The following is a 21951-nucleotide window of genomic DNA, read 5'->3' on the forward strand; positions in this document are numbered from 1 at the left end:
TTCGCGTGGCTCAGTGGTGCGCTTCGCCGTTGATCTCTTCCTTGGCGAGGCGGTCCTTCTCGCGCTCGTACGAGCGGGTGATCTCCGACTCGGCGTCGGCGCGGCCCACCCAGGACGAGCCCTCGACGCTCTTGCCCGGCTCGAGGTCCTTGTACACCTCGAAGAAGTGCTGGATCTCGAGCTTGTGGAACTCGTTCAGGTGGTGGATGTCCCGCAGGTGCTCAAGGCGCGGGTCGTTCGTCGGGACGGCGAGGACCTTGTCGTCCGGGCCCTTCTCGTCGGTCATCCGGAACATGCCGATCGCGCGGCAGCGGATCAGGCAGCCGGGGAACGTCGGCTCCTGGACGAGCACGAGCACGTCGAGCGGGTCGCCGTCCTGGCCGAGCGTGTCGTCGATGAAGCCGTAGTCGGCCGGGTACTGGGTCGCGGTGAACAGGGTCCGGTCGAGCTTGATCCGACCGGTCTTGTGGTCGACCTCGTACTTGTTGCGCTCCCCCTTGGGGATTTCGATCGTGACGTCGAATTCCACGGCCGTCCTCGCTGCTTCTGTTGACTCTCGGTGTGCCACGCGCTCGTGGGCGGCAACCTCATGACCTCGTTGACGTCACTAGTGTGGACTACGCCCCGTCGGCCGGTCGCGCCGATGTCGGCCAGACGGCATGTGACCTTGGCCCCTCCGGGGGCGGGTGAGAAGGAGTGGTGGGTGCCGGAAAACGACCAGCCGAGGTGGCCCACGGGCGACGAGGACACCTCGTCGCAGCCGGACCGGGCGACTTCCCGCCTCCCCCTGCCCAAGCGCGACGCGGGAGCCACCGCGCAGCTTTCCGTGCCCAACGTCACACCTGGCGACGGCCCGGGATCGTGGTTCCGGCCGAACGTCCCGCCGGAGGAGGTCCCCGGGCTGAACGCCCCCTCGGACGCTCCCGTCCCGCCGCCGGAACCGCCGCGGTCGAACCTCGCGGACCGGGTGAGCGGCACCTCGATGCCCCCTCGGGCCGAGGCACCGAAACCGCAGGCGCCCTGGGTCCCGGTGGAGGGCCCGACCCGGTTCGCGGCCGGGGTGCCGAGGCCGGGCGACAACGCGAGCCGCCCGGACGCCGAGGGGGCCGCGGAGCAGACGGTCCGGGCGCAGCCGAACGTCTCGGCTGGGCAAGGCGGGCAGCAGGAGTCCTCGCCCGCCTGGCAGGCCGCGCGGAAGCCGGGGAACTCGCTGTTCGAGCCCGCTGGGGGTTCCGCGTCTTCGGGCGAGGGGCAGGGGTGGAATCCGTTCCAGTCCGGCCAGCCTGCCGAGTCCGCTGGGTCCGCTGGGGCTGCTCGGCCCGAGGAGAAACAGGGACAGCAGTTCGCCGCGTTCCGGGACGAGACCCCGGGAACGGGCGAGAACAACCAGGGCTGGGCGGCGTTCCGGCCGGTTGTCGCGCGGGACGAGCAGGGGCAGGAGCCGCCCAAGGAGGGCTGGACCGCCTTCCGCAACGACTCCGGCGACGCTGCCGGCTCCGCGCAGCCGGGTCGTGGCGGTGAAGGGACGGCTGGTCAGGCTCAGCCCGGCCGCGCCGAGGAACAGAACCAGCCGGGCTTCCGGGGCGAATCGGGCCCGGAAGCCGGGTCCGCCGCCGCGCGGCTCAATCCGGCTCAGCCCGGTCGTCCAGGCAACGAAGCGCAGGAAAACCGGGGCCGCCCCGACGAGTCGGTCCCGGGCGCGGTGCGGCTCAACCCGGCTCAGCCAGGCCGTCCGGGCAACGAAGCGCAGGAAAACCGGGGTCGCCCCGACGAGTCGCAGGGCAATCGGAACGAATCCGGTTCCGGGGAGTGGTCGCAGCAGATCGAAATCCCCGTCCGGCCCGCCCTGCCCGAACCCGCGCCCGGCACCGTTCCGCCCGCGGGCGGCGGGCAGGTGCGGCCGATGCGGATCGACCCGTCCGGGGATCAGTTCCCGGCGGAGGCGACTGTCGGGATCCCGCGTCCGGCCGAGGGTTTCCCGAGCGCACCCGACATGCAGCAGGGCCCGTCTGAGGCGACCGTCGGCATTCCCCGGCCCGCGGAAGGCTTCGCGGAGCGGCCAGGTCCGGAGCAGATTCCGCCGCGCGCCGCCGCGGAGCAGTCGCCTCCGGAGCCGCCCGCCGGTGCCGGGCCGGTCCCGCCCGCGGACGACGCGCCGAAGAAGCCTCGCCGGAAGGTGCTGGTCCTGGCGCTCGTCGTGCTGCTTCTGCTCGCCGCCGCAGGGGGTGCGTCGGCCGTGCCCGCGGTGTCCAACCGGCTCGGGTTGCCGTGGGCGCCGAACGCGCCGAAGGGCAGCGAACCCGACCCCGCCGACGCCAGCCTCGCGCTGCACGGCCCGGACACCTCCGGGCAGGGACCGTCCGCGAACGGCGTGGCCGCGAAGCTCTCCGGTCCGGCCGGCGCGGCGGCGCTCTCGCAGCTCAGCGGCAGCGTGATCGACCCGGCCAGCGGCACCGTGCTGTGGGACCACGCGTCGAACACTCCGCTGACCCCGGCGTCGACCACGAAGATCCTCACCGTCGCCGCGGCGCTGCTCGCGATGGAGCCGACGAAGCGGATCTCCACCAAGATCGTCCAGGGCGCGCAGCCGGGCACCGTGATCATCGTCGGCGGCGGCGACCCGTCGCTGACCGCGCTGCCGGTCGGCACCGATTCGCCGCTCTACCCGGGCGCGGCGCACCTCGACGACCTCGTCAACCAGGCCAAGAAGGCCGGCGGCGACATCAAGAAGGTGCAGCTCGACGCGAGCGCCTACACCGGCCCGAACACCGCGCCGGGCTGGGAGCCGGGCGACGCGCCGTCGCTGTTCGGCGCGCCGATCGTCCCGGCCATGACCGACGGCGGCCGCGGCAATCCGAAGGTCGACGAGACGATGCGCTCGGCCAACCCGGGAACCGCGCTCACCCAGCTCGTCGCGGACAAGCTCGGCGCGAGCCCGGCCGGTGCCGCCAAGGCTCCCGAGGGTGCGAAGGTGCTCGGCGAGGTCCAGTCGGCTCCGCTGCCGGACCTCGCGTACGCGCTGCTGCAGATCTCCGACAACGTGCTCGCCGACGCGCTCGGCCGCCAGGTCGCGATGGCCACCGGCGGGGAAGCGTCGTTCGCCGGTGCGTCCGCCGCGGTGAAGAAGGTGTTGGCGGACCACGGTTTCGACGTCAACGGCCTGCAGCTGTTCGACACGAGCGGACTGTCCAATCAGAACAAGGTGCCGGCCAGGCTGCTGGCTCAGGTGCTCGCCGCGGCGGCCGGTCCGGACGGCAAGGACCCGAACACGCCGAAGCTGCGTCCGCTGCTGGCCGGGCTGCCGGTCGCGGGCAGCCCGGAGGGCACGCTGCACGGCCGCTACCACTCGGGCGAAACCCAAGGGGGCAGGGGCTGGGTGCGGGCCAAGACCGGCACGCTTACCGGCGTCAACACCCTCGCGGGGTATGTGCTCGACAGCGACAACCGGGTGCTCGCCTTCGCGTTCATGTCCAACGGTTCGGAGAAGAACTCCGGGCAGGCGGCGCTCGACGTGCTGGCGACGGCCTTGCGAGGCTGTGGCTGCAAGTAACCGGCGCTGGGCCGACTCGCTGAACCGGTTCGGCTGAGCTGCCCACAATCTCCGACCGGCAGGTAGCGTCGGAGGGGTGAGCCAGGAAACCGAGACCCGACGGCGGCCCATGGTCGACTGGGACCGGGCGGCCGCCACCGGCGCGCTGCTGGTGCGCGGCGGCCCGCAGGTCGCCCGAGGCGAGGCCGACCGCGCCGTGGTCGACCTGCGCGAGCTGACCGCCGAGGCCGAGGGGCACGTCCGCGAGCTGACCGGACTCGGCCGCGACCTGCCGCTGCTGCCCGGCACCGTGGTCGACCGGCCGGGCTGGGTCCGGTCCGCCGCGTCCGGTCTCGGCGTGCTCACCGGGCGCGCGCTGCCCGCGGCGCAAGGCGGTCCGCTCGGCCCGATCCTGGCGTCCGGCGCGGGCGTGCAGACCGGGCTGCTGCTCGCGTTCCTGGCGTCCCGAGTGCTCGGCCAGTACGACCCGTTCGGCGGTCCGGAGAACAAGGGCGAGCTGCTGCTCGTCGCGCCGAACGTGGTGGCCGCCGAACGCGCGATGAAGGTCCCCGCGCACGATTTCCGGCTGTGGGTCTGCCTGCACGAATGCACGCACCGGCTGCAGTTCACCGCGGTGCCGTGGCTGCGCGACTACTTCGCCGACGAGGTCGAACGGCTGGTGTCCGGGATCGCGGAAAGCTCCGCCGAAGGCCTCGCCGAACTGGTCGGCCGGCTGCCGGACGCGCTGCGCAATCGCGGCAAGGGCGGCGGCATCGCGGAGCTGCTGCAGTCGCCGAAGGAGCGTTCGGTTTTCGACCGGCTGCTGGCGCTGTCCACGCTGCTGGAGGGCCACGCGGACTACGTGATGGACGCGGTCGGCCCGCAGGTCGTGCCCAGCGTCGAGCAGATCCGGGCGCGGTTCACCGCGCGGCGCCAGGGCGGCGGGCTTTTCGACCGGCTGCTGCGCGCGGTGCTCGGCCTCGACGCGAAGATCCGCCAGTACGAGGAAGGCGCGAAGTTCACGCGGCACGTGGTCGACGCGGTCGGGATGGACGGGTTCAACAAGGTGTGGCGCTCGCCGAACACCTTGCCGACGCGCGCCGAGATCGCCGACCCCGCGGCCTGGGTGCGGCGCCTGCACGGGTGAACGCGCTCGCCGCGGTCCGGACAGCGGTCCGCGATTTCCTAGCGACAGTCGCTGTTCCCGGCGAAGTGTGCGTCGCGGTGTCGGGCGGCGCGGACTCGCTAGCGCTCGCTGAAGCGACGGCGTACGTCCTTCGGCATCGAGACGTCCGTACGCGGGCGCTCATCGTCGACCATGGCCTCCAGGCCGATTCCGCCGTCGTTGCCGCTGAAGCCGCGACAGTCGTGAAGGGCCTTGGCATCGACGTCGTTGAAGTGCATGCCGTACACGTTGTAGGCAAAGGTGGTCCCGAAGCAGCGGCGCGCGCTGCGAGGTACCACGCGCTGCGCGAAGCGTTGCCGAACGGTGAAGGGCTCGTACTGCTCGGCCACACCCAAGACGACCAAGCCGAGACAGTGCTGCTCGGGCTAGGCCGCGGCTCCGGACCGCGCTCGTTGGCCGGCATGCGTCCACACGATCCGCCGTGGGGTCGTCCGTTGCTCGGCATCACTCGCGCGCAAACCGTCGCGGCGTGCACAGAACTCGGTCTGGAGCCGTGGCAAGACCCGCACAACGCAGATCCGCGCTTCACCCGCGTACGGCTGCGTACGGAAGCGCTGCCGCTCCTGGAGGACGTGCTGTCGGGTGGAGTCGCTCCAGCTTTAGCCCGTACGGCCGCACAGCTGCGCGAAGACACCGAGGCGTTGGACACACTCGCCGCGCGCGTACACGAGCGCGCGACCCGCGAAGACGACCTCGACGTAGCTGTGCTCGCGGCCGAGCCCGCTGCGCTGCGCAGACGGGTTCTCCGCAGGTGGCTGCTGGACTCCGGGGTCCGCGAACTGACCGACGCGCACCTGCGTTCGGTCGACGCGCTCGTGGCCCGTTGGCGGGGTCAGGGCGGGGTGTGGCTGCCGGGCAACTTGGAGGCTCGACGGCGGCGTGGCAGGCTCTCGCTTGCCGGACCCGAACCCACCACCCGAGGGGAATGACGCGTGTACGAGGGCGAGATCGCCTCCGTGCTCATCACCGAGCAGCAGATCAAGGACAAGATCGCGGAGCTGGCGGCGAAGATCGCCGCGGACCACCCGGAAAACGGCCAGGGCGACCTCCTCCTGGTCGGCGTCCTCAAGGGCGCCGTCATGTTCATGACCGACTTCGCGCGGGCGCTTCCGGTGCCGGCGCAGCTGGAGTTCATGGCCGTGTCGTCCTACGGGTCTTCGACCTCGTCGTCGGGGGTGGTGCGGATCTTGAAGGACCTCGACCGCGACATCGCCGGGCGCGACGTGCTGATCGTCGAGGACATCGTCGACTCCGGGCTCACCCTGTCCTGGCTGCTGAAGAACCTGGCGAGCCGGAACCCGGCCTCGCTCGAGGTCGTCTCGCTGCTGCGCAAGCCGGAAGCCGTGAAGGTCGAGGTGCCGGTGAAGTACATCGGCTTCGACATCCCCAACGAGTTCGTCGTCGGCTACGGCCTCGACTACGCCGAGCGCTACCGCGACCTGCCCTACATCGGCACGCTGGACCCGCACGTCTACACGTCCGGATAGTCCGGATCGTCTCGGTTCGCGATAACTCTTTCGGGTCTGGAACCCGGAAGCCCGAAATCGCGTCATAGGGCTCGACCAGGTGCGTTAACCTATGCGAAGACCTATTGCCATGCGGACGAGTGACACCAGCCGACGGGCTGGTCCTCGCGCGGGGGAACGGAGAGAGGGCAGATGGGCAACAACAGCTCGGCGGATGCCGCGGCGTTCAAGAACGCCGCTGTCAACGGCCAGGTCGGGATCGACCCGGATGCCGCGCAGACCGTGCTGAAGAAGATCCGGACCGGGCGGGACGCGATCGAAGCTCTTCTGAACAGCGCGGGCACGCTCGCGCAGCCGCCGAAGCTCGGCGCGAACCCGGTCGGCAAGGCGATGGCGACGAAGTTCGTGCAGCGCGCCGACGGCGGCGGCGACTCCTACTCGTCCGCGTTGCAGAACCTGCTCAGCCAGTACCAGGTGGCGGAGGAAGGCATCGTCGCGGCGATGTCCCGCTACCACGAGTTCGACCAGTCCGCCGGCGACCCGTTCCGCAGCAAGGCCTGACGTCCTAGGGGGATCACGCAGTCATGGCACCGAACACCACCACCTCGGCCCCGGACGGATCGGGCTACAACACCTCCGGCTACGGCACGTCGTCCTCGGTCCCCGCGCCCGGTTCGACCGTGGCGATGGGCTCCAACCCGGCGGCCAACGAGATCGTCGCGTCGGCGCGCAGCAGCTCCGGCGGGTTCGAGATCGGCGGCGACCGCGCCATCGCCAACCCGCCGAACTGGCAGGCGCAGGAAAGCCACCAGCTCTACGTCGGCGCGACCACGGACAACGACCCGGGCACCGCCGAGGCCACCGGGCAGCACTGGGCCAAGCACGGCACCGAGCTGAAGCAGGCGTCCGACGACCTGTACAACGCGATCACCGAACTGGGCAACGTCTGGGTCGGCCAGGGCGCGGCGGGTGCGCAGGGCGCGCTCGTGGCGATCGCCAACTCGGGCACCCAGGCCTCCGACGCCGCGCACACGATGGCCGACCGGCTCGCCCGCCAGGCCGCCGCGGCCGCCGAGGTCAAGAAGATGCCCGCCCCGCGCGACTACGACCCGAAGCAGGCCATGGCGGCCGCGCTCGCGGGCGGCCCGGCCGCGCTGGCCGCGGACCAGAAGGCGCAGGCGGACGCCGCGAACGACGTCAAGGCGCAGCAGGTCGCCTTCTTCAACGCCTACACCCAGGCGATGAGCGAGGTCGACAGCTCCACCCCGAGCTTCGGCCCGGACTCGCTCGGCATGAAGCCGACCGCGACGCACTTCAACGGCAACTCCTTCAACAACGTCAGCACCGTCGGCCACACCGACGCTCCGGGCGCGCTCGGCTCCCCGGCCAGCTTCGGCACGGTGGGCGCGCACGGCGGGCCCGGCGGCGCGGCAGTCGCTGGGCACGGCGCTCCGGCGCACGTCTCGGCTGACTCGGGCAAGTACGGCACCTCCGGTCTCGAGGGCGGCGCGCTCGCCGCGGGCGCCGGTGTCGGCACCGGTTCCGGCGTCGGCGCGGCCCCGGTCGCCGCGGCGCCCGCGAGCACCGGCGGCAGCGGGGTCGGCGCGGCGCTCGGCCTCGGCGCCATCGGCGCGGGAGCCGGATTCGCCGGCGGCAAGCTCGGCGAGGGCAACCGCAGCGGTTCGCGCAAGGAGGAGGAAGGCAAGACCTCCGCGGCGTCCGAGCACCAGAGCGGGCAGAGCGCCGCGTCGGCGGCTCCGCAGCAGCAGGGCGTCGTCCCGGCGAGCGGCACCATCGGCCAGTCGCAGGGCATGAGCCCGATGGGCGGCATGGGCGGTGCGGGCGCGCACGGCGCCGGCGAGGAGGACGAGGAGCACACGCACGCCTCGTTCCTCATCGAACCGGACCCGGACGACGCGTTCGGGGCCAACCAGGCCACCCCGCCGCCGGTCATCGGCGCGTGGTCGGACGACGACAACTGACGCACTGCTCGCGGGCGCGTGACCGGCAAGGTCACGCGCCCGCGAGCGTTCGCAATCACGTGGGGTAGGGGGTTGGTCGATGCCGAACGCGGAGCTGCTCGCGCCGATCGAGGTGGACTTCCTGTGGGAGTCGGCCGGGATGGGCGAGCTGCCGTATCCGCTGCGGATCCGTTCGCACGGCGCGACGATGGACGAGCGCTCGGCGCTGCGCACGCGCACGCTGGGCGCGCTGGCCGACCGCGGGCTCGCCGACGACCGGGGCAGGCCCGCCCCGCACGTCGAGGACTATTTCGGCATTCTCGCCTCGCCGGACGTCAGTCTCGACACCGTCCAGCTGCTCGACCCGAACGGCGAACCGCTGCTCGCGGTCGCGGGCAGCGCGAACGGCGAAGGCCTGTTCGCGGTGCAGGACCAGCGCGGACTGCACCTGCACCCGTGCGCGCCGGACGGACTGGCCACGGCGATCATTTCGCTCCTGCCGGGCGCCCCGCGCGGCACCGAGAAGTCGATCACCGTGCCGCTGGAGCAGCTGGTCGGCGCGTCCGGGGTCGACTTCATGCAGCGGCGCGGCAACCAGGTGGACGCCTCCGGCCGCGCGAGCGTGGACGAGGACCGCAAGGCACTCGCCCGGCTGCACGCCCAGCAGCGGCTGCGCGGCGGCCAGATCGGCGCGAACGCCCGCAACCGCCTCGGCGGCCGCAGCCGGTCGACCGTGCTGAGCTGGTTCGACACCGAAACCGGCCGGTACTTCACGCAGGCAAGCCAGGGCCACGACGGACGCGACTGGATCACCATCGCGCCCGCCGACCCGGCGACCTTGCGGCACCGGCTCGGCGAAATGCTCGCCAGCGTGGCCGACCAGGCCAGCGCGGGCGCCTTCTGACCGAACCGACCAGCGCGGGCGCAGGGCGCTTGAAGACTGCCGGTCCGGCGCTACGCTGGGCGGGAAATCGTTGACCGGAGGGTGAGCAGCACCGGATGCATCAAGAGTTCTTCTCGCCGCTGGCATTCGACTTCCTGTGGGAGTCGATGGAGCTGGGCGAGCTGCCCTACCCGCTGCGCGTGCGCTCGCACGGCGCGACGATGGACGAGCGCGTGTCGCTGCGGCACCGGGTCGACACCGAGCTGAAGGCCCGCGGCATCCGCGACGCGCGCGGCCGGGTCGAACCCGACGTCGAAGACTGGCTGACCCTGCTCGCGCGCGCCCCGCATTCCATCGACGCGCTGCACATCCCGCAGTTCGAGGCGCATCCGGTCGCGCTGCTCGCCGCGGGCGACGAGCGCACCGGCGTGGTCGCGATCCAGGACGCGGACGGCATCTGGCTGCGCGCGATCCCGCCGGACGGGCTGGTGTCCACGATCGTCGAACTGCTGCCCGGCGGTCCGCGCGGCAGTGAGGCGTCGGTCACGCTTCCGCTGGACGAGGCGCTGCGCATCCAGCCGATCCGGGTTCCGGTCGCGGCGGGCGGGGGCCAGTCCGAGGAGAAGGGCGGGCGGCGCGCGAAGCGGCAGTCGCTCAGCGAGCGCGTCACCGTGGACCCGCGCGAGGCTTACGCGCTCATCGCGGGCCAGCCGCGGCTGCGCGGCGGTCAGCTGGCAGCGAACAGCAGGTCGTCGCTGGGAACGCGGCAGCGGTCGCGGGTGCTGGGCTGGTTCGACACCGCCACCGGACGGTATTTGAGCTTGTCGAGGGCGGGTTCGGACGGCCGCGAATGGGTCACCGTCGCCCCGGCGGACCCGGCCACGCTGCGCAGCAGGCTGGGGGAAATGGCGGCCTCGGTGGCGGTCGACACGCGGTGACCGGCCGACGTGCCGACCGGCCCGGGAACCCTGGCGCGGGATTGGCCGTTGACCTGCGAGAGGCTCGCCAGGCTTCCCCGCCCGTCCGGACGGTACCCTGGTGGGACGGGTGCCCGGCGGTGCCCACGGGTTGTCAAGATCGCGATGGCGGGTATCACAGGATCCGCCCAACCAGGGAGGGTCGAGGCCGCAAGGGCCGAGTCGTATGAACCGGAAGAGCGTGCTCAGGAACCCACTGCTGTGGATCGTCGCGGGGTTGCTGGCGGTGCTGGCCTACAACACGATCTTCGACAGCGATCGTGGCTATACCCAGGCTCCGATCTCGACGGCGATGGGCCAGGTCGCCCAGAGCCACGTCAAGGAAGCCAGCCTCGAGGACAAGGAGCAGCAGCTCAAACTGCTGCTCGCGCAGAAGATCGACGTCGACGGCCAGCAGACTGACAAGATCGTCGCGCAGTTCCCCGCGAACGCCACGCACGAGATCTACGACAAGCTGATCACCGCCCAGAACGGCGGTCAGCCGATCAAGTTCACCACCAAGGTCACCCAGCAGAGCCTGCTGACCCAGATCCTCATCTTCGCCGTCCCGCTGGCGCTGGTGCTCGGCCTGCTGATGTGGATGATGAACAACGCGCAGGGCGGCGGGAACCGCGTCCTGAACTTCGGCAAGTCGAAGGCGAAGCAGCTCAACAAGGACATGCCGAAGACCACCTTCGGCGACGTCGCGGGCGCGGACGAAGCGGTCGAAGAGCTGTACGAGATCAAGGACTTCCTGCAGAACCCGGCGCGATATCAGGCGCTCGGCGCGAAGATCCCGAAGGGCGTCCTGCTCTACGGACCGCCAGGCACCGGCAAGACGCTGCTCGCGCGTGCGGTCGCCGGCGAGGCGGGCGTGCCGTTCTACACGATCTCCGGTTCGGACTTCGTCGAGATGTTCGTCGGTGTCGGCGCCTCGCGCGTCCGCGACCTGTTCGAGCAGGCGAAGCAGAACGCGCCGTGCATCATCTTCGTGGACGAGATCGACGCGGTCGGCCGCCAGCGCGGCGCCGGCCTCGGCGGCGGCCACGACGAGCGCGAGCAGACGCTGAACCAGCTGCTGGTCGAGATGGACGGCTTCGACGCCCGCGGCGGCATCATCCTGATCGCGGCCACCAACCGGCCGGACATCCTCGACCCGGCGCTGCTGCGCCCTGGCCGGTTCGACCGGCAGATCCCGGTGTCCGCGCCGGACCTGCTCGGCCGCAAGGCGATCCTCGAGGTGCACGCCAAGGGCAAGCCGATCGCGCAGGGCACCGACCTGACCGGGCTGGCCAAGCGCACCGTCGGCATGTCCGGTGCGGACCTGGCCAACGTGCTGAACGAGGCCGCGCTGCTCACCGCCCGCGAGAACGGGCACGTGATCACCGACGCCGCGCTCGAGGAATCGGTCGACCGGGTGGTCGGCGGTCCCGCGCGCAAGAGCCGGATCATCTCCGAGAAGGAGAAGAAGATCACCGCCTACCACGAGGGCGGGCACGCGCTCGCCGCGTGGGCGATGCCGGACATCGAACCGGTGTACAAGCTGACCATCCTGCCGCGCGGCCGCACCGGCGGGCACGCGCTGCTGGTGCCCGAGGACGACAAGCAGCTGATGACCCGGTCGGAGATGATCGGGCGGCTGGTGTTCGCGATGGGCGGCCGCACGGCCGAGGAACTGGTGTTCCACGAGCCCACCACCGGTGCGTCCTCGGACATCGAGCAGGCGACGAAGATCGCCCGCGCGATGGTCACCGAATACGGCATGAGCGCGCGGCTGGGCGCGGTGAAGTACGGCCAGGAGCAGGGCGACCCGTTCCTCGGCCGGTCCGCGGGCAGGCAGGCCGACTACTCGCTCGAGGTGGCGCACGAGATCGACGAGGAGGTGCGCAAGCTCATCGAGACCGCGCACACCGAGGCGTGGCACGTGCTGAACACCTACCGCGACGTGCTCGACAACCTGGTCATGGAGCTGCTGGAGAAGGAAACGCTGCAGCGCAAGGACCTCGAGCGGATCTTCGCGACGGTCGAGAAGCGCCCGCACATCACCGTCTTCAACGAGTTCGGCGAGCGCACGCCGTCGGACAAGCCGCCGATCAAGACCCCGGGTGAGCTGGCGATGGAGCGCGGCGAGCCGTGGCCGCCGCCGGCTCCGGAGAAGGAAAAGCGCGCCCTGCAGCCCGCTCCGACCCCGGTCGGCACCGCGCCGGGCGCGGGCGAGCTGCCCGGCGGTCCGCCGTACCAGGCTCCGGACCCGAACGCGAACCCGTACGCCCCGCCGCCCAACGGCGGCCGTCCGGGCGGGCCGAACGGCACCGGCCGCTGGGGCCAGCCGTATGGTGGTCAGCAGCAGCCGGGCGGTCCGGCAGGCGGCGGCTACCAGCCCGGTGGCCCGGGCGGTGCGCAGAGCGGACCGCCGAACTACGGGGCGCCTCCGGGCTGGACCCCGGCGACGTCCCCGGGCGGCCAGCAGCCGTGGCGCCCCGCCGAAGACCGTCCGCGTGAGCAGGGCTGGTTCGCCGACGGCGCGAACGGCCAGCAGCCGGACGAGGGGCAGCATCGGCGTGACGTCGACGGATCAGACAAGCAGTAAAGACGGCATCCGCCCGGTCTTCGATCAGGACCGGGCGGAGCGCGCCGTTCGCGAGCTGCTGCTCGCCTGCGGCGAAGACCCGGATCGGGATGGTCTCCAGGACACCCCGGCCCGGGTCGCTCGCGCTTACCGGGAAATGTTCGCCGGCCTCTACACCGATCCGGACGAGGTGCTGGCGCGGACGTTCGACGAATCGCACGAGGAACTCGTGCTCGTCACGGACATCCCGATGTATTCCAACTGCGAGCACCACCTCCTCCCGTTCCACGGAGTGGCCCACGTCGGCTACATCCCGAACGGCGAGGGCAAGGTCACCGGGCTGTCGAAGCTCGCCCGGCTCGTCGATCTCTACGCTCGCCGCCCGCAGGTGCAGGAGCGGCTCACCTCGCAGATCGCCGACGCGCTCGTGCGCCGGCTGGAGCCGCGGGGCGTGATCGTGGTCGTCGAGGCCGAGCATTTGTGCATGTCGGTGCGCGGGATCCGCAAGCCCGGTTCGCGGACCACCACGTCGGCGGTGCGCGGGATGCTGCGGTCGTCGGCGACGTCGCGGGCCGAGGCGATCGAGCTGATCCGGGGGCGCCGGTGATCCCCCGGCCGGGGCGGTGCGCCGTGATGGGCGTGCTGAACGTGACGCCCGATTCGTTCTCCGACGGCGGCCGCTACCTCGATCTCGACCAGGCGCTGGAGCACGCGCGCGAGATGTGGGCGCGCGGTGCGGACCTGATCGACGTCGGCGGCGAATCGACGCGGCCGGGCGCCTCGCGGGTGGACGCGGAGACCGAGGCCGCGCGCGTTTTGCCGGTGATCCGGCAGCTGGCTTCCGAGGGCGTCGTGCTGTCGGTCGACACCACGCGGGCCGCGGTCGCGGAAGCCGCGGTGGCGGCTGGCGCGAAGGTGATCAACGACGTGTCCGGCGGGCTCGCCGATCCGGCGATGGGTCGGGTCGCGGCGGAAACCAAGGCGCCGTGGGTGCTGATGCACTGGCGCGGGCACAGCAAGGACATGAACGCGCTGGCCACGTACACCGACGTGGTCGCCGAGGTGCGCGGCGAGCTGCTGCAGCGGATCGACGAGGCGGTCGCGGCCGGGGTGTCCGAGAGCGAGATCGTGCTCGACCCGGGGCTCGGGTTCGCGAAGCACGCCGAGCACGACTGGGCGTTGCTGCACGGGCTGGATTCGTTGGTGGGCTTGGGTTTCCCGGTTCTGGTGGGTGCTTCGCGCAAGCGTTTCCTCGGCCGGTTGCTGGCCGGGAAGGACGGCGTGCCGAGGCCGCCGGACGGCCGCGAGATCGCCACCGCGTCGATCTCGGCGCTGGCCGCGGCGGCGGGCGCTTGGGGCGTGCGCGTGCACGAGGTGGGGGCATCACTGGACGCCGTGGCGGTGGCCGCGGCCTGGCAGCAAGGACGGGCCAATGGCTGACCGCATCACGCTCACGGGTCTGCGCGTGTTCGGCCGACATGGGGTCTTCGACCACGAGAAGCGCGACGGACAGGAATTCGTCGTCGACATCGTCGCGTGGCTCGACCTCGGGCCGGCCGCGGCGTCGGACGACCTGACCAAGACGCTGCACTACGGCGAGCTGGCCGAGCTGGCGGCGGGAATCGTCGCCGGGGAGCCGTACGACCTGATCGAGAGCGTCGCCGGGAAGATCGCCGACGAGGTCATGCGCGACGACCGGCTGACCGCCGTCGAGGTCACCGTGCACAAGCCGTCCGCTCCGATTCCGCTGACCTTCGACGACGTCGCGGTCACCGTCCGGCGGGAGCGATGAGCCGCGCGGTGCTGTCGCTGGGGTCCAACCTCGGCGACCGGCTCGGCTACCTGCGCAGCGCGGTCGACGCGGTGCGCCCGGCGCTCGTCGCGGTGTCCGGCGTGTATGAGACGAAAGCCTGGGGCGTCGAGGACCAGCCGGATTTCCTGAACGCGCTGTGCATCGTCGACGACCCGGCGCGCGACCACTGGGCGTGGCTGCGCGCCGGGCAGGCGGCCGAACAGGCGGCGGGCCGGGTGCGCGAACTGCGCTGGGGCCCGCGCACGCTGGATGTCGACATAGTGACCGTGCAGGGCGTGACGTCCGACGATCCGGAGCTGCTGCTGCCGCATCCCGGGACGCCGGACCGGGCGAGCGTGCTGATCCCGTGGCTCGAGATCGACCCGGACGCCGAGGTGCCCGGACACGGCCGGGCCGCCGACCTGCTCGCCCGGCTGCCGGAAGCCGACCGGGCGGGCGTCGTCCTGCGGCCCGACCTCACCTTGTCGTGAGTGCTTAGGCCGGTTCTAACCGGCGTGGGCGCTCACGAGGCCCGCAGCGCCGCCAGCAGGAACTGGACCTCTTCCTGGCGGCTGGGGATGGCGGGCCAGCCGTTGATGGTCGCGAGCAGCTGCCAGTACCGCTCGGCGCGCGGATCCGCACCGACAGCGATTCCGTCCGCCAGCTGGCAACGGACCGCGGGGTCGGCCGGGTCCTGGCCGGGGCGGGCCGAGGCGGTCGCGATCGCGTCCGCCAGCGCTCGTCCCGCCGGGGAGTCCGGCGCGTGGCCCGCGTCGAGCGCGGAGCGGGCGTCGGTCATCCAGGCGTCCCAGTTCTCCCGCTGAGCCTTCGTCGGGTGCTCGTATTCGCCCGCTTCCCGGGTGGCCGAATGCCGTTCGCTCATCGTGCGGATGGACTGCCGGAAGTCCGGGTCTCGCACGAGTTCGGCGAACTCGATCCAGGCCTCCAGTTGTTCCGGTGTCGGATCCTCCGGAAGGTCTGGTTTGGCTGATTGCATTCGCGCGTAGAACTCGGGATCGACGTCGAGTCCCTGCATCATTTCGGCCCAGAACTCGTCGACCAGACGGCGGCGTTCCTCGTCCGGCATTTGGGCGATGCGGTTCATCAGTTTCACTTCCTCCAGCTCGGAATCCCGTTTCAGCACCGCGCGCAGTACCGCGCGGCGCAGCCGCAACCGCCGGATCTGCTCGTCGAGGGCGTCGACGTGGCTCGTCGCCAGGTCGCGCACCGTCGTCTCGCGCGCCAGCGCGCGGGACACGTCGGGCAGGCCGATGCCCAGCTCGCGCAGCGTCCGCACCAGCTCCAGCCGGGCGAGCGCGTGCGCGTCGTACAGCCGGTAGCCGGCTCCGGTCCGCTGCGTGGGCGGGAGCAGGCCCTCGTCGGAGTAGAACCGGATGGTCTTCACCGGCAGCCCGGTGCGCCGGGACAGTTCGCCGATCGTGAAGACCGTGGGGGCAGGCATGTCAGGCATGGTGGAGTCTCCAGTCGCTGGAGAGTCAAGCCTGCCAGAACGGGCTCGGTACGGTGGAGGCATGCACTTCACGCGGTCCCGGGACCTGGTCGTGGCCGCGGTCCTCGGCCTCGTCGTGGTCTACGTGCTGTTCCAGGCGGCCTACGGCGATCTGCCGCAGCTGCCCTTGCTCGCCGGGGTGACCTTCGCGGTGCTCGCGGTCGCCGAGACGGGGCTGGCGGTGTCGATCCGGTCGCGGATCAAGTCCGGCCGGGTGCGCGGCGAGGCGGTCGGGATCGCCAGGGCGGTGGCGCTGGCGAAGGCGTCGTCGCTGGCCGGGGCGTTTCTCGGCGGCGGCTGGCTGGCCGCGTTCCTCTACGTTTTCCCCCGACGTGACGAACTCGTCGCCGCGGTCTCGGACAGCAAGTCGGCGGTCGTCGGGGTGGTGTCGTCGGCGCTGCTCGTAGCTGCCGGTTTGTGGCTCGAGCACTCCTGCCGGACGCCGCCGGAGGAGCGCGGGGGAACGACCGGTTAACGCTTCGATGGCGCCGCTCGAAGTACCGACTAGGTCTCATTCGGATCACCAGAAGGTACGGTGTCAGGCATGACTGGCGTGGGTGACGACTCGCACGGCCGCCGCCCTGGCAGGCCGTGGCTTGTCGTCGGATTGCTCCTCGCCGTCGGCGCCACCCTCGCATTGGTGCTCAGCGACGACCTCCGGTACCTCCGGCTCGGGATCGTCGCGGCGCTCTGGGCTGCCCTGATCGGCGCCTTCCTGGCTGTCCGGGCCCGCAAGAACGCGGCGCACAGCGAGGAGGCGGTCGCCGAGGCGCAGGCGGTATACGAACTCGAGCTGGAACGCGAGATCGCGGCCCGGCGGGAGTACGAACTCGAACTCGAAACGGAAACGCGCGAGGCCGCCGAAGCACGATCGCGCGAAGAATTGGATGCGCTCCGTGCCGAAGTGGCTGCGCTCCGCGAAAGCCTGCAATCGCTGTTCGGCGGCGAGGTGCTGCTCGAGCGCGTCGCGCTGACTGCGCAGGCCACCCGGATGCGCTCGCTGAACGACGAGCAGCGGCTCGTTTCGGCGGGTGCGGAAGCCAAGAACGGCAATGGCAAGAAACCGGCTCAGCTGCTCGCTCCGAAGAAGCAGGTGGTCGATGTTCCGGAGCGGCCGACCGAATTGATGGACCGGGTGCTCGACGCGAATCCCGCGGAGCGCCGCCGGCCGCCGGTGAACGGGACCGCGAAGACCAACGGGACTTCTGGCGCGAACGGCTCGATCAGCGCTGGTTTGAACGGTTCCGGACCGAATGGGGACCGTTCCACTCAGCTGCGCACCCAGCAGATGCCGCGGCTCAAGCCGAAGCGCCCGGAACCGCCCGCCGAGCCGGAGCCGTTCGAGGACGACGTCGAAGCGGACAACCCCGCTCCGCGGCGCGATCCTCGGGCCAACCTGGCGGAGGCGTTCGTGCCTCGCAGCGATTCGGGTCCGCACGAGGGGCGGGCCAGTGTGGCGGACGCTTTCGCCGCGCGGGAGCCGCGGAACGGTGCGCCGGAACCGCAGGCTGGTCGGCCGGTTCGGGGTGGTTCGCAGGCCGAGCGTGGTCCTCGGGGCGGTGCGCCGAAGCCGTATGAAGCTGAGCGTCGTTCGGCTGGGGACTCCGGGGCGCAGGCCCTTCCGGAGCCGGTTGAGCAGGAGAGCGTCCGGCCGCGCAAGGTGACTGAGCCGTTGCCGCGGGAGGCTGAGCGGGTTCGGGAGGCGCGTCCGCGGGCGGCTCGGCCGTCGAAGGATGTGCCGGAGGTGGCTCGGCGGACTGACGCGCAGCCGACTCGGACTGTGGCGCCGGTGAGCAAGCCGGAGCCGCCGGTGGCGCCCGTGAAGCCGGTCAATCCGGTTAAGGACGAGCGGCCGGTGCCTCGGTTGGCGGCGCGGTCGGCTCCTCCGCGGGATGAAGCTGTGGAGCAGACTGCGGTTTCCGCTCCGGTTGAGGCTGCTCGGCATGCTGAGCCTGGTTCGGACGCGCCGGAGAAGGAAAGCGTCGGGGAGGCGCAGGTTCGGGCGCCGTCTCGGTTGGAGCAGTTCTCCCGGTCGGATTTGTCGCCGTTGGCTGAGGACACGCCTACTGGGCGGCATGGGGCTGACTCGGTTAATCCCACGTTGCCGGAGGCGGTGCGGAGTTCGGTGAGCAGTGGGACTGGCGGGCGTCGGCGGCGGCCCGATGCTGAATCGGCTCCGTCGTCTGGTGGGCGGCGGAGGCGGCCGGAGGGGGAGCCGCCTGCTTGGGAGGCTGCTGAGGAGGCGGGCTCTGGGGGGCATCATGCTTCTGGGCGGTCGGTGACCGAGTTGCTTGCGGCTAATGGGAAGGCCGATGGGACTCCTCGTAGGCGGCGTCGGGCTGAGGATTGATTGGTGCGTTCTCGGGCGGCTCGTCGCCCTGGGGGCGACATTGCGCCTCGTTGGTTGCGTGGGGCACCCCGAAGCCCCATTGTGCTGACGGTTCGGGGGTGCTTGTCAAGGCGGGAAAGATGCCTTGACAAGCACCCCCGAACCGCAGGGAGGCTTCGTATCGGGGTGCGGGGGAGGGGCTGGGTGCCTCGCTCTTTGGGTGCACTGGCTGCGGGTTGGGGCTGGGTGCCTCGCTCTTTGGGTGCAGTGGTGCGGTTTTAGGGCTGGGTGTGTCGTTCGTTGGGTGCGGCGGTGCGGTTTTAGGGCTGGGTGCCCGCTCGTGGGTGCAGCGGCTGCGGTTTCGGGGCGTAGGGGCATCCGGTGTGGTGGGCTGGCGGCGGGTGGTCTGTGAAGGTGGCCCTCACGGACCGGGGTGAGTGTTGCCGGGGGGTATCCCGCGTAGGGCTGAACCCGGTACGTCCAACCGGCGTGGGTTTTGGGGCCTGCGTATGGTGACCGCTCGTGAACGGCACCCTTTCTGCCAGCTCGTCGGGTTCTGCGTCCACTCCGCCTCGTTCTCGGCATGTCACCGTGCTCCTTCCGGTGCTCGGGTTGATCGTCGTGGCGTTGTGCGGGCTTTTTCTGTTCGGGCTCGCTACTGCGCGCGTCGGGTGGATGGCTGTCGCGATCGGGGTGGTCGCCGCGCTGCTGCCGGTTGGCGTGGTGGTCGCCGGGTTGCTTTGGGTTGATCGGTGGGAGCCTGAGCCGGCCAAGTTGCTTCTCCTCGCATTTGCTTGGGGCGCTTGCATTGCCACCGTCACCGCGCTGCTGATCAACACCGGGGCCGAGGCGTTCGGGGACCTGCTTCTCGGCGGGGGCAATGGCAGCAAGGTGAGTGCGCTCGTCTCCGCGCCGCTGGTCGAGGAAGCCGCGAAGGGTGTCTTTGTCCTGTTGGTCTTCTGGCGGCGCAACGAGGAATTCGACGGGATCGTCGACGGCGTCGTTTACGCGGGGTTCGCGGCCGCCGGGTTCGCCTTCACCGAGAACATCTATTACTTCGGCCGCGCCTTCGCTGACCACGGCTTCGGCAACGGCACCAGTTCCGGGGTGCTCGCCGCTTTCCTCGTGCGCGGCGTGCTTTCTCCGTTCACGCATCCGTTGTTCACCGCCATGACCGGCATCGGGTTCGGCATCGCGGCTCGCTACGCGCAGCGGTGGGTCCGGATTCTCGCGCCCCTCGCCGGGTATCTCGCCGGGGTCTTCCTGCACGCGCTCTGGAACGCCGCGGCCACGCTCAACGGCGGGAAGTCCTTCCTCACCCTGTATTTCCTGGTGATTCTGCCGCTGCTGATCGCCGCGATCTACGTGATCGTGCTGCAGCGCCGGAGAGAACAGCGGATCGTCGCCGCCGCGTTGCCGAAGATGGCTGCCGCGCGGTGGATCGCGCCGTCGGAGGTCGAGCTGCTCGCCAGTTTGCCCGGGCGGCGGCAGTGGCGGAAGCAGGCCCGGAAGCAGTCCGGGCGGGCCGCGGCGCGGGCAGTGGGCCGGTATCAGGCGAGCGTGACCGAACTCGCATTCCTTCGGCGTACGCGGTTGCGCACCGAGCAGGACCGGCAGCGGCAGGAAGAGTTGCTGCAGGCACTGCGGGACGCCCGGGCGGATGCGGTGCGATTGGCGAACAATCGCGACAGTCGGTGAACATTCCCCGTCCGGGGTAGCTCGACCGTGCCAAAAGTGGCGTCCCACCGGGGGATTCGCGGCCACGGTGTTCGCCGGCAGCCGAGCGCCAATAAGGTACGGGCGCGATGGGACGCCCCGGGTGAAGCTGGTCACCCAGGCACCGCGATCCGGCCGGGTCGGGGCTACTCTCGCGCCGTCGTCTGGTACCCGCGACGAAAGAGCGGGACTGGAACGAACATGAGGAGTTTCGAGCCATGAGCGTCCACAGGCGCACGCCATGAACCGACCGGCCCGCCTTGCCGTGGGCGTCGTTTCCGCCGGCCGCGTGGGCAGTGTCCTCGGCGCGGCATTGGCCAGGGCAGGCCACACCGTAGTCGCCGCTTCGGGGCTGTCCGCGGCCTCGCTGAACCGCGCGGAACGGTTGCTGCCGAAGGTGCCCTTGCTGCCGCCCGACGAGGTCGTGCGGCGAGCTGATCTCGTCTTGCTCGCGTTGCCGGACGACGCGCTCGCCGGCACGGTCCGTGGTCTGGTCGCTACGAATTCGGTACGCGCGGGGCAGATCGTGGTGCACACCTCAGGGGCGCACGGCATCGACGTGCTGGCCCCGGCCGCGGAAGCCGGTGCGCTGCCGCTCGCGCTGCACCCGGTGCTCACCTTCACCGGCCGCGAGGAAGACCTCGAACGTCTTGTCGCGGCAAGCATCGGCGTCACCGCGGCGCCGGACGACGACGCGGCGTGGAACGTTGGCGAGGCGCTCGCCGTGGAGATGGGCGCCGAGCCGGTGCGGGTCCCCGAATCCGCGCGGGCGCTGTACCACGCGGCGCTGGCGCACGGCGCGAATCACCTGATGACGCTGGTCGCCGACTGCACGGAAACCCTGCGCGGGGCCGGAATCGGACAACCGGAACGACTCGTCGCACCGCTGCTTTCGGCGGCATTGGACAATGTCCTTCGCCACGGGGACCGCGCCCTCACCGGACCGGTCCCGCGTGGTGATCTCGGCACCGTCCGCAAGCACCTCGACGTGCTCACGGAGCGGGCGCCGCAGATCGCCCCGGCCTACCGGGCGCTGGCCCGGCGCACAGCCGAACGGTCTCGCGCCGCCGGCCTGCTCGATCCCGCGGCCGCGGGCGAACTGACCGATCTTCTCGCCGACCCCGCCGAAGGACAGACCCCGTGACGACACCGAAATTCCAGCGCGGAACGCTCAACACGTTCCAGCCGCCCGAGCACATCAGCAAGGTGAGCCAGGCGCTGCGCAGCGTCGGCCGGAAGGTCGCGCTGGTGCCCACCATGGGCGCGCTGCACGACGGCCACCGCGAACTGCTGCGCCGCGCGAAGCGGCTGCCGAACACTGTCGTCGCGGCGTCGATCTTCGTGAACCCGTTGCAGTTCGGCGAGGGCGAGGACTTCGAGGCGTACCCGCGTCAGCTCGAAGCCGACTTGGCGACTTTGTCCGAAGCAGGCGTCGAACTGGCCTTCACGCCGAAGGCCTCGGACCTGTACGCGGACAACGCGATGGTCACCGTGCACCCCGGCCCGCTCGGCGACGAACTCGAGGGAGCCGTCCGGCCCGGGCATTTCTCCGGGGTGCTGACGGTCGTCGCGAAGCTGTTCAACCTGCTGCGCCCGGATTACGCGTTCTTCGGGGAGAAGGACTACCAGCAGCTGGTGCTGATCAAGCGGATGGTGGCGGACCTGAACATCGACACCCGCGTCATCGGGGTGCCGACGGTCCGGGAACGGGACGGCCTCGCGCTGTCCTCGCGCAACGTCTACCTGACGCCGGAACAACGGGAAGACGCCGTGGTGCTTTCGTCCGCGTTGTCGGCCGGGGCGCACGTCGGGCGGGACGGGGCGGAGGCCGTGCTGGAGATGGCGCGGAAGACGCTCGCGGCCCGTCCCCAGGTGGAAGTGGATTACCTGGAATTGAGGGGAACCGATTTGGGGCCGGCGCCCGTCGACGGAGAAGCGCGGTTGCTGGTCGCCGCCCGGGTGGGGAGTACCCGGCTGATCGACAACGCGGGAGTGCTGCTCGGAAAAGCCGTGGAACATCCGAGCGGGGATCCGGACGCAGGGGAATAGGGAGA

19 protein-coding genes and 1 pseudogene are annotated in these 21951 nt (G+C 71.1%); 18 read left to right on the forward strand and 2 right to left on the reverse strand.

The genetic code is table 11. The features are described 5' to 3' along the window. Positions 1–10 precede the first annotated feature (10 nt). A complete protein-coding gene (locus F9C11_RS09685) occupies positions 11–529 on the reverse strand; it encodes an inorganic diphosphatase (RefSeq protein ID WP_409184533.1) in 519 nt (172 codons plus the stop codon). Between the two features lie 174 nt (positions 530–703). Between F9C11_RS09685 and dacB the strand changes: the two genes are divergently transcribed. From dacB to folK, 13 genes are all read left to right on the forward strand, one after another. Continuing rightward, a complete protein-coding gene (gene dacB / locus F9C11_RS09690; protein ID WP_409184534.1) occupies positions 704–3550 on the forward strand; it encodes a D-alanyl-D-alanine carboxypeptidase/D-alanyl-D-alanine-endopeptidase in 2847 nt (948 codons plus the stop codon). A 109-nt stretch (positions 3551–3659) separates the two neighbouring features. Then, a complete protein-coding gene (locus F9C11_RS09695; RefSeq protein ID WP_409186860.1) occupies positions 3660–4676 on the forward strand; it encodes a zinc-dependent metalloprotease in 1017 nt (338 codons plus the stop codon). After that, positions 4673–5644, forward strand: coding sequence for a tRNA lysidine(34) synthetase TilS (gene tilS / locus F9C11_RS09700; protein WP_409184535.1), 972 nt, complete (start codon positions 4673–4675; stop codon positions 5642–5644). The genes F9C11_RS09695 and tilS overlap by 4 nt, the downstream gene beginning before the upstream one ends. Positions 5645–5647: 3 nt before the next feature. Further along, a complete protein-coding gene (gene hpt / locus F9C11_RS09705) occupies positions 5648–6202 on the forward strand; it encodes a hypoxanthine phosphoribosyltransferase (RefSeq protein ID WP_033292892.1) in 555 nt (184 codons plus the stop codon). 171 nt (positions 6203–6373) lie between these two features. Further along, positions 6374–6742: a hypothetical protein gene (locus F9C11_RS09710; protein WP_409184536.1), complete on the forward strand. Its 369-nt coding sequence runs from the start codon at positions 6374–6376 to the stop codon at positions 6740–6742. Between the two features lie 125 nt (positions 6743–6867). After that, positions 6868–8163, forward strand: a complete 1296-nt coding sequence (locus F9C11_RS09715; protein ID WP_409186861.1) for a hypothetical protein — start codon at positions 6868–6870, stop codon at positions 8161–8163. 79 nt (positions 8164–8242) lie between these two features. Next, positions 8243–9046 carry an ESX secretion-associated protein EspG gene (locus F9C11_RS09720; protein ID WP_409184537.1) on the forward strand — a complete coding sequence of 268 codons (804 nt, stop codon included), beginning with the start codon at positions 8243–8245 and terminating at the stop codon, positions 9044–9046. A 95-nt stretch (positions 9047–9141) separates the two neighbouring features. After that, entirely contained in the window at positions 9142–9963 is an 822-nt protein-coding gene (locus F9C11_RS09725) for an ESX secretion-associated protein EspG (RefSeq protein WP_409184538.1), read from the forward strand. 205 nt (positions 9964–10168) lie between these two features. After that, positions 10169–12571 (forward strand): ATP-dependent zinc metalloprotease FtsH, encoded by a 2403-nt coding sequence (gene ftsH, locus F9C11_RS09730; RefSeq protein WP_409184539.1) that lies wholly within the window; start codon positions 10169–10171, stop codon positions 12569–12571. Further along, positions 12543–13157, forward strand: a complete 615-nt coding sequence (gene folE / locus F9C11_RS09735; protein WP_409184540.1) for a GTP cyclohydrolase I FolE — start codon at positions 12543–12545, stop codon at positions 13155–13157. The genes ftsH and folE overlap by 29 nt, the downstream gene beginning before the upstream one ends. 26 nt (positions 13158–13183) lie before the next feature. Continuing rightward, positions 13184–13990 carry a dihydropteroate synthase gene (gene folP, locus F9C11_RS09740; protein ID WP_409184541.1) on the forward strand — a complete coding sequence of 269 codons (807 nt, stop codon included), beginning with the start codon at positions 13184–13186 and terminating at the stop codon, positions 13988–13990. Beyond that, a complete protein-coding gene (gene folB, locus F9C11_RS09745; RefSeq protein WP_409184542.1) occupies positions 13983–14342 on the forward strand; it encodes a dihydroneopterin aldolase in 360 nt (119 codons plus the stop codon). Before folP ends, folB begins: the two co-directional genes overlap by 8 nt. Next, positions 14339–14833 (forward strand): 2-amino-4-hydroxy-6-hydroxymethyldihydropteridine diphosphokinase, encoded by a 495-nt coding sequence (gene folK, locus F9C11_RS09750; protein ID WP_134728484.1) that lies wholly within the window; start codon positions 14339–14341, stop codon positions 14831–14833. The genes folB and folK overlap by 4 nt, the downstream gene beginning before the upstream one ends. A gap of 32 nt (positions 14834–14865) precedes the next feature. Here folK and F9C11_RS09755 read toward each other — a convergent pair whose 3' ends face one another. Beyond that, a complete protein-coding gene (locus F9C11_RS09755) occupies positions 14866–15804 on the reverse strand; it encodes a MerR family transcriptional regulator (RefSeq protein ID WP_409184543.1) in 939 nt (312 codons plus the stop codon). 70 nt (positions 15805–15874) lie between these two features. On the opposite strand from F9C11_RS09755, the gene F9C11_RS09760 reads away from it, so the two are divergent. The 5 genes and pseudogenes from F9C11_RS09760 (at position 15875) to panC (ending at position 21946) form a co-directional block, all read left to right on the forward strand. Next, positions 15875–16327 carry a DUF3180 domain-containing protein gene (locus F9C11_RS09760; RefSeq protein WP_409184544.1) on the forward strand — a complete coding sequence of 151 codons (453 nt, stop codon included), beginning with the start codon at positions 15875–15877 and terminating at the stop codon, positions 16325–16327. A gap of 69 nt (positions 16328–16396) precedes the next feature. Further along, entirely contained in the window at positions 16397–18202 is a 1806-nt protein-coding gene (locus F9C11_RS09765) for a DUF6779 domain-containing protein (RefSeq protein ID WP_409184545.1), read from the forward strand. A gap of 570 nt (positions 18203–18772) precedes the next feature. Then, positions 18773–19879, forward strand: a complete 1107-nt coding sequence (locus F9C11_RS09770) for a PrsW family intramembrane metalloprotease (RefSeq protein ID WP_409184546.1) — start codon at positions 18773–18775, stop codon at positions 19877–19879. Positions 19880–20126: 247 nt separating this feature from the next. Beyond that, positions 20127–21041 (forward strand): annotated as a pseudogene (locus F9C11_RS09775) (Rossmann-like and DUF2520 domain-containing protein); the annotation flags it as partial. Continuing rightward, positions 21038–21946, forward strand: a complete 909-nt coding sequence (panC, locus tag F9C11_RS09780; RefSeq protein ID WP_409184547.1) for a pantoate--beta-alanine ligase — start codon at positions 21038–21040, stop codon at positions 21944–21946. The pseudogene F9C11_RS09775 and the gene panC, both read left to right, overlap by 4 nt. The last annotated feature ends 5 nt before the right edge of the window (positions 21947–21951 follow it).

Origin of the sequence: Amycolatopsis sp. VS8301801F10 (assembly GCF_046195355.1) — a bacterium.
GTDB lineage: Bacteria > Actinomycetota > Actinomycetes > Mycobacteriales > Pseudonocardiaceae > Amycolatopsis.

Coding starts and splice junctions, on each gene's coding strand:
- F9C11_RS09695 (WP_409186860.1), top strand. CDS start 3,660: ATGGTCGACTGGGACCGGGCGGCCGCCACCGGCGCGCTGCTGGTGCGC.
- F9C11_RS09710 (WP_409184536.1), top strand. CDS start 6,374: ATGGGCAACAACAGCTCGGCGGATGCCGCGGCGTTCAAGAACGCCGCT.
- F9C11_RS09715 (WP_409186861.1), top strand. CDS start 6,868: ATGGGCTCCAACCCGGCGGCCAACGAGATCGTCGCGTCGGCGCGCAGC.
- F9C11_RS09720 (WP_409184537.1), top strand. CDS start 8,243: ATGCCGAACGCGGAGCTGCTCGCGCCGATCGAGGTGGACTTCCTGTGG.
- F9C11_RS09725 (WP_409184538.1), top strand. CDS start 9,142: ATGCATCAAGAGTTCTTCTCGCCGCTGGCATTCGACTTCCTGTGGGAG.
- ftsH (WP_409184539.1), top strand. CDS start 10,169: ATGAACCGGAAGAGCGTGCTCAGGAACCCACTGCTGTGGATCGTCGCG.
- folP (WP_409184541.1), top strand. CDS start 13,184: ATGGGCGTGCTGAACGTGACGCCCGATTCGTTCTCCGACGGCGGCCGC.
- folB (WP_409184542.1), top strand. CDS start 13,983: ATGGCTGACCGCATCACGCTCACGGGTCTGCGCGTGTTCGGCCGACAT.
- folK (WP_134728484.1), top strand. CDS start 14,339: ATGAGCCGCGCGGTGCTGTCGCTGGGGTCCAACCTCGGCGACCGGCTC.
- F9C11_RS09755 (WP_409184543.1), bottom strand. CDS start 15,804: ATGCCTGCCCCCACGGTCTTCACGATCGGCGAACTGTCCCGGCGCACC.
- F9C11_RS09760 (WP_409184544.1), top strand. CDS start 15,875: ATGCACTTCACGCGGTCCCGGGACCTGGTCGTGGCCGCGGTCCTCGGC.
- F9C11_RS09765 (WP_409184545.1), top strand. CDS start 16,397: ATGACTGGCGTGGGTGACGACTCGCACGGCCGCCGCCCTGGCAGGCCG.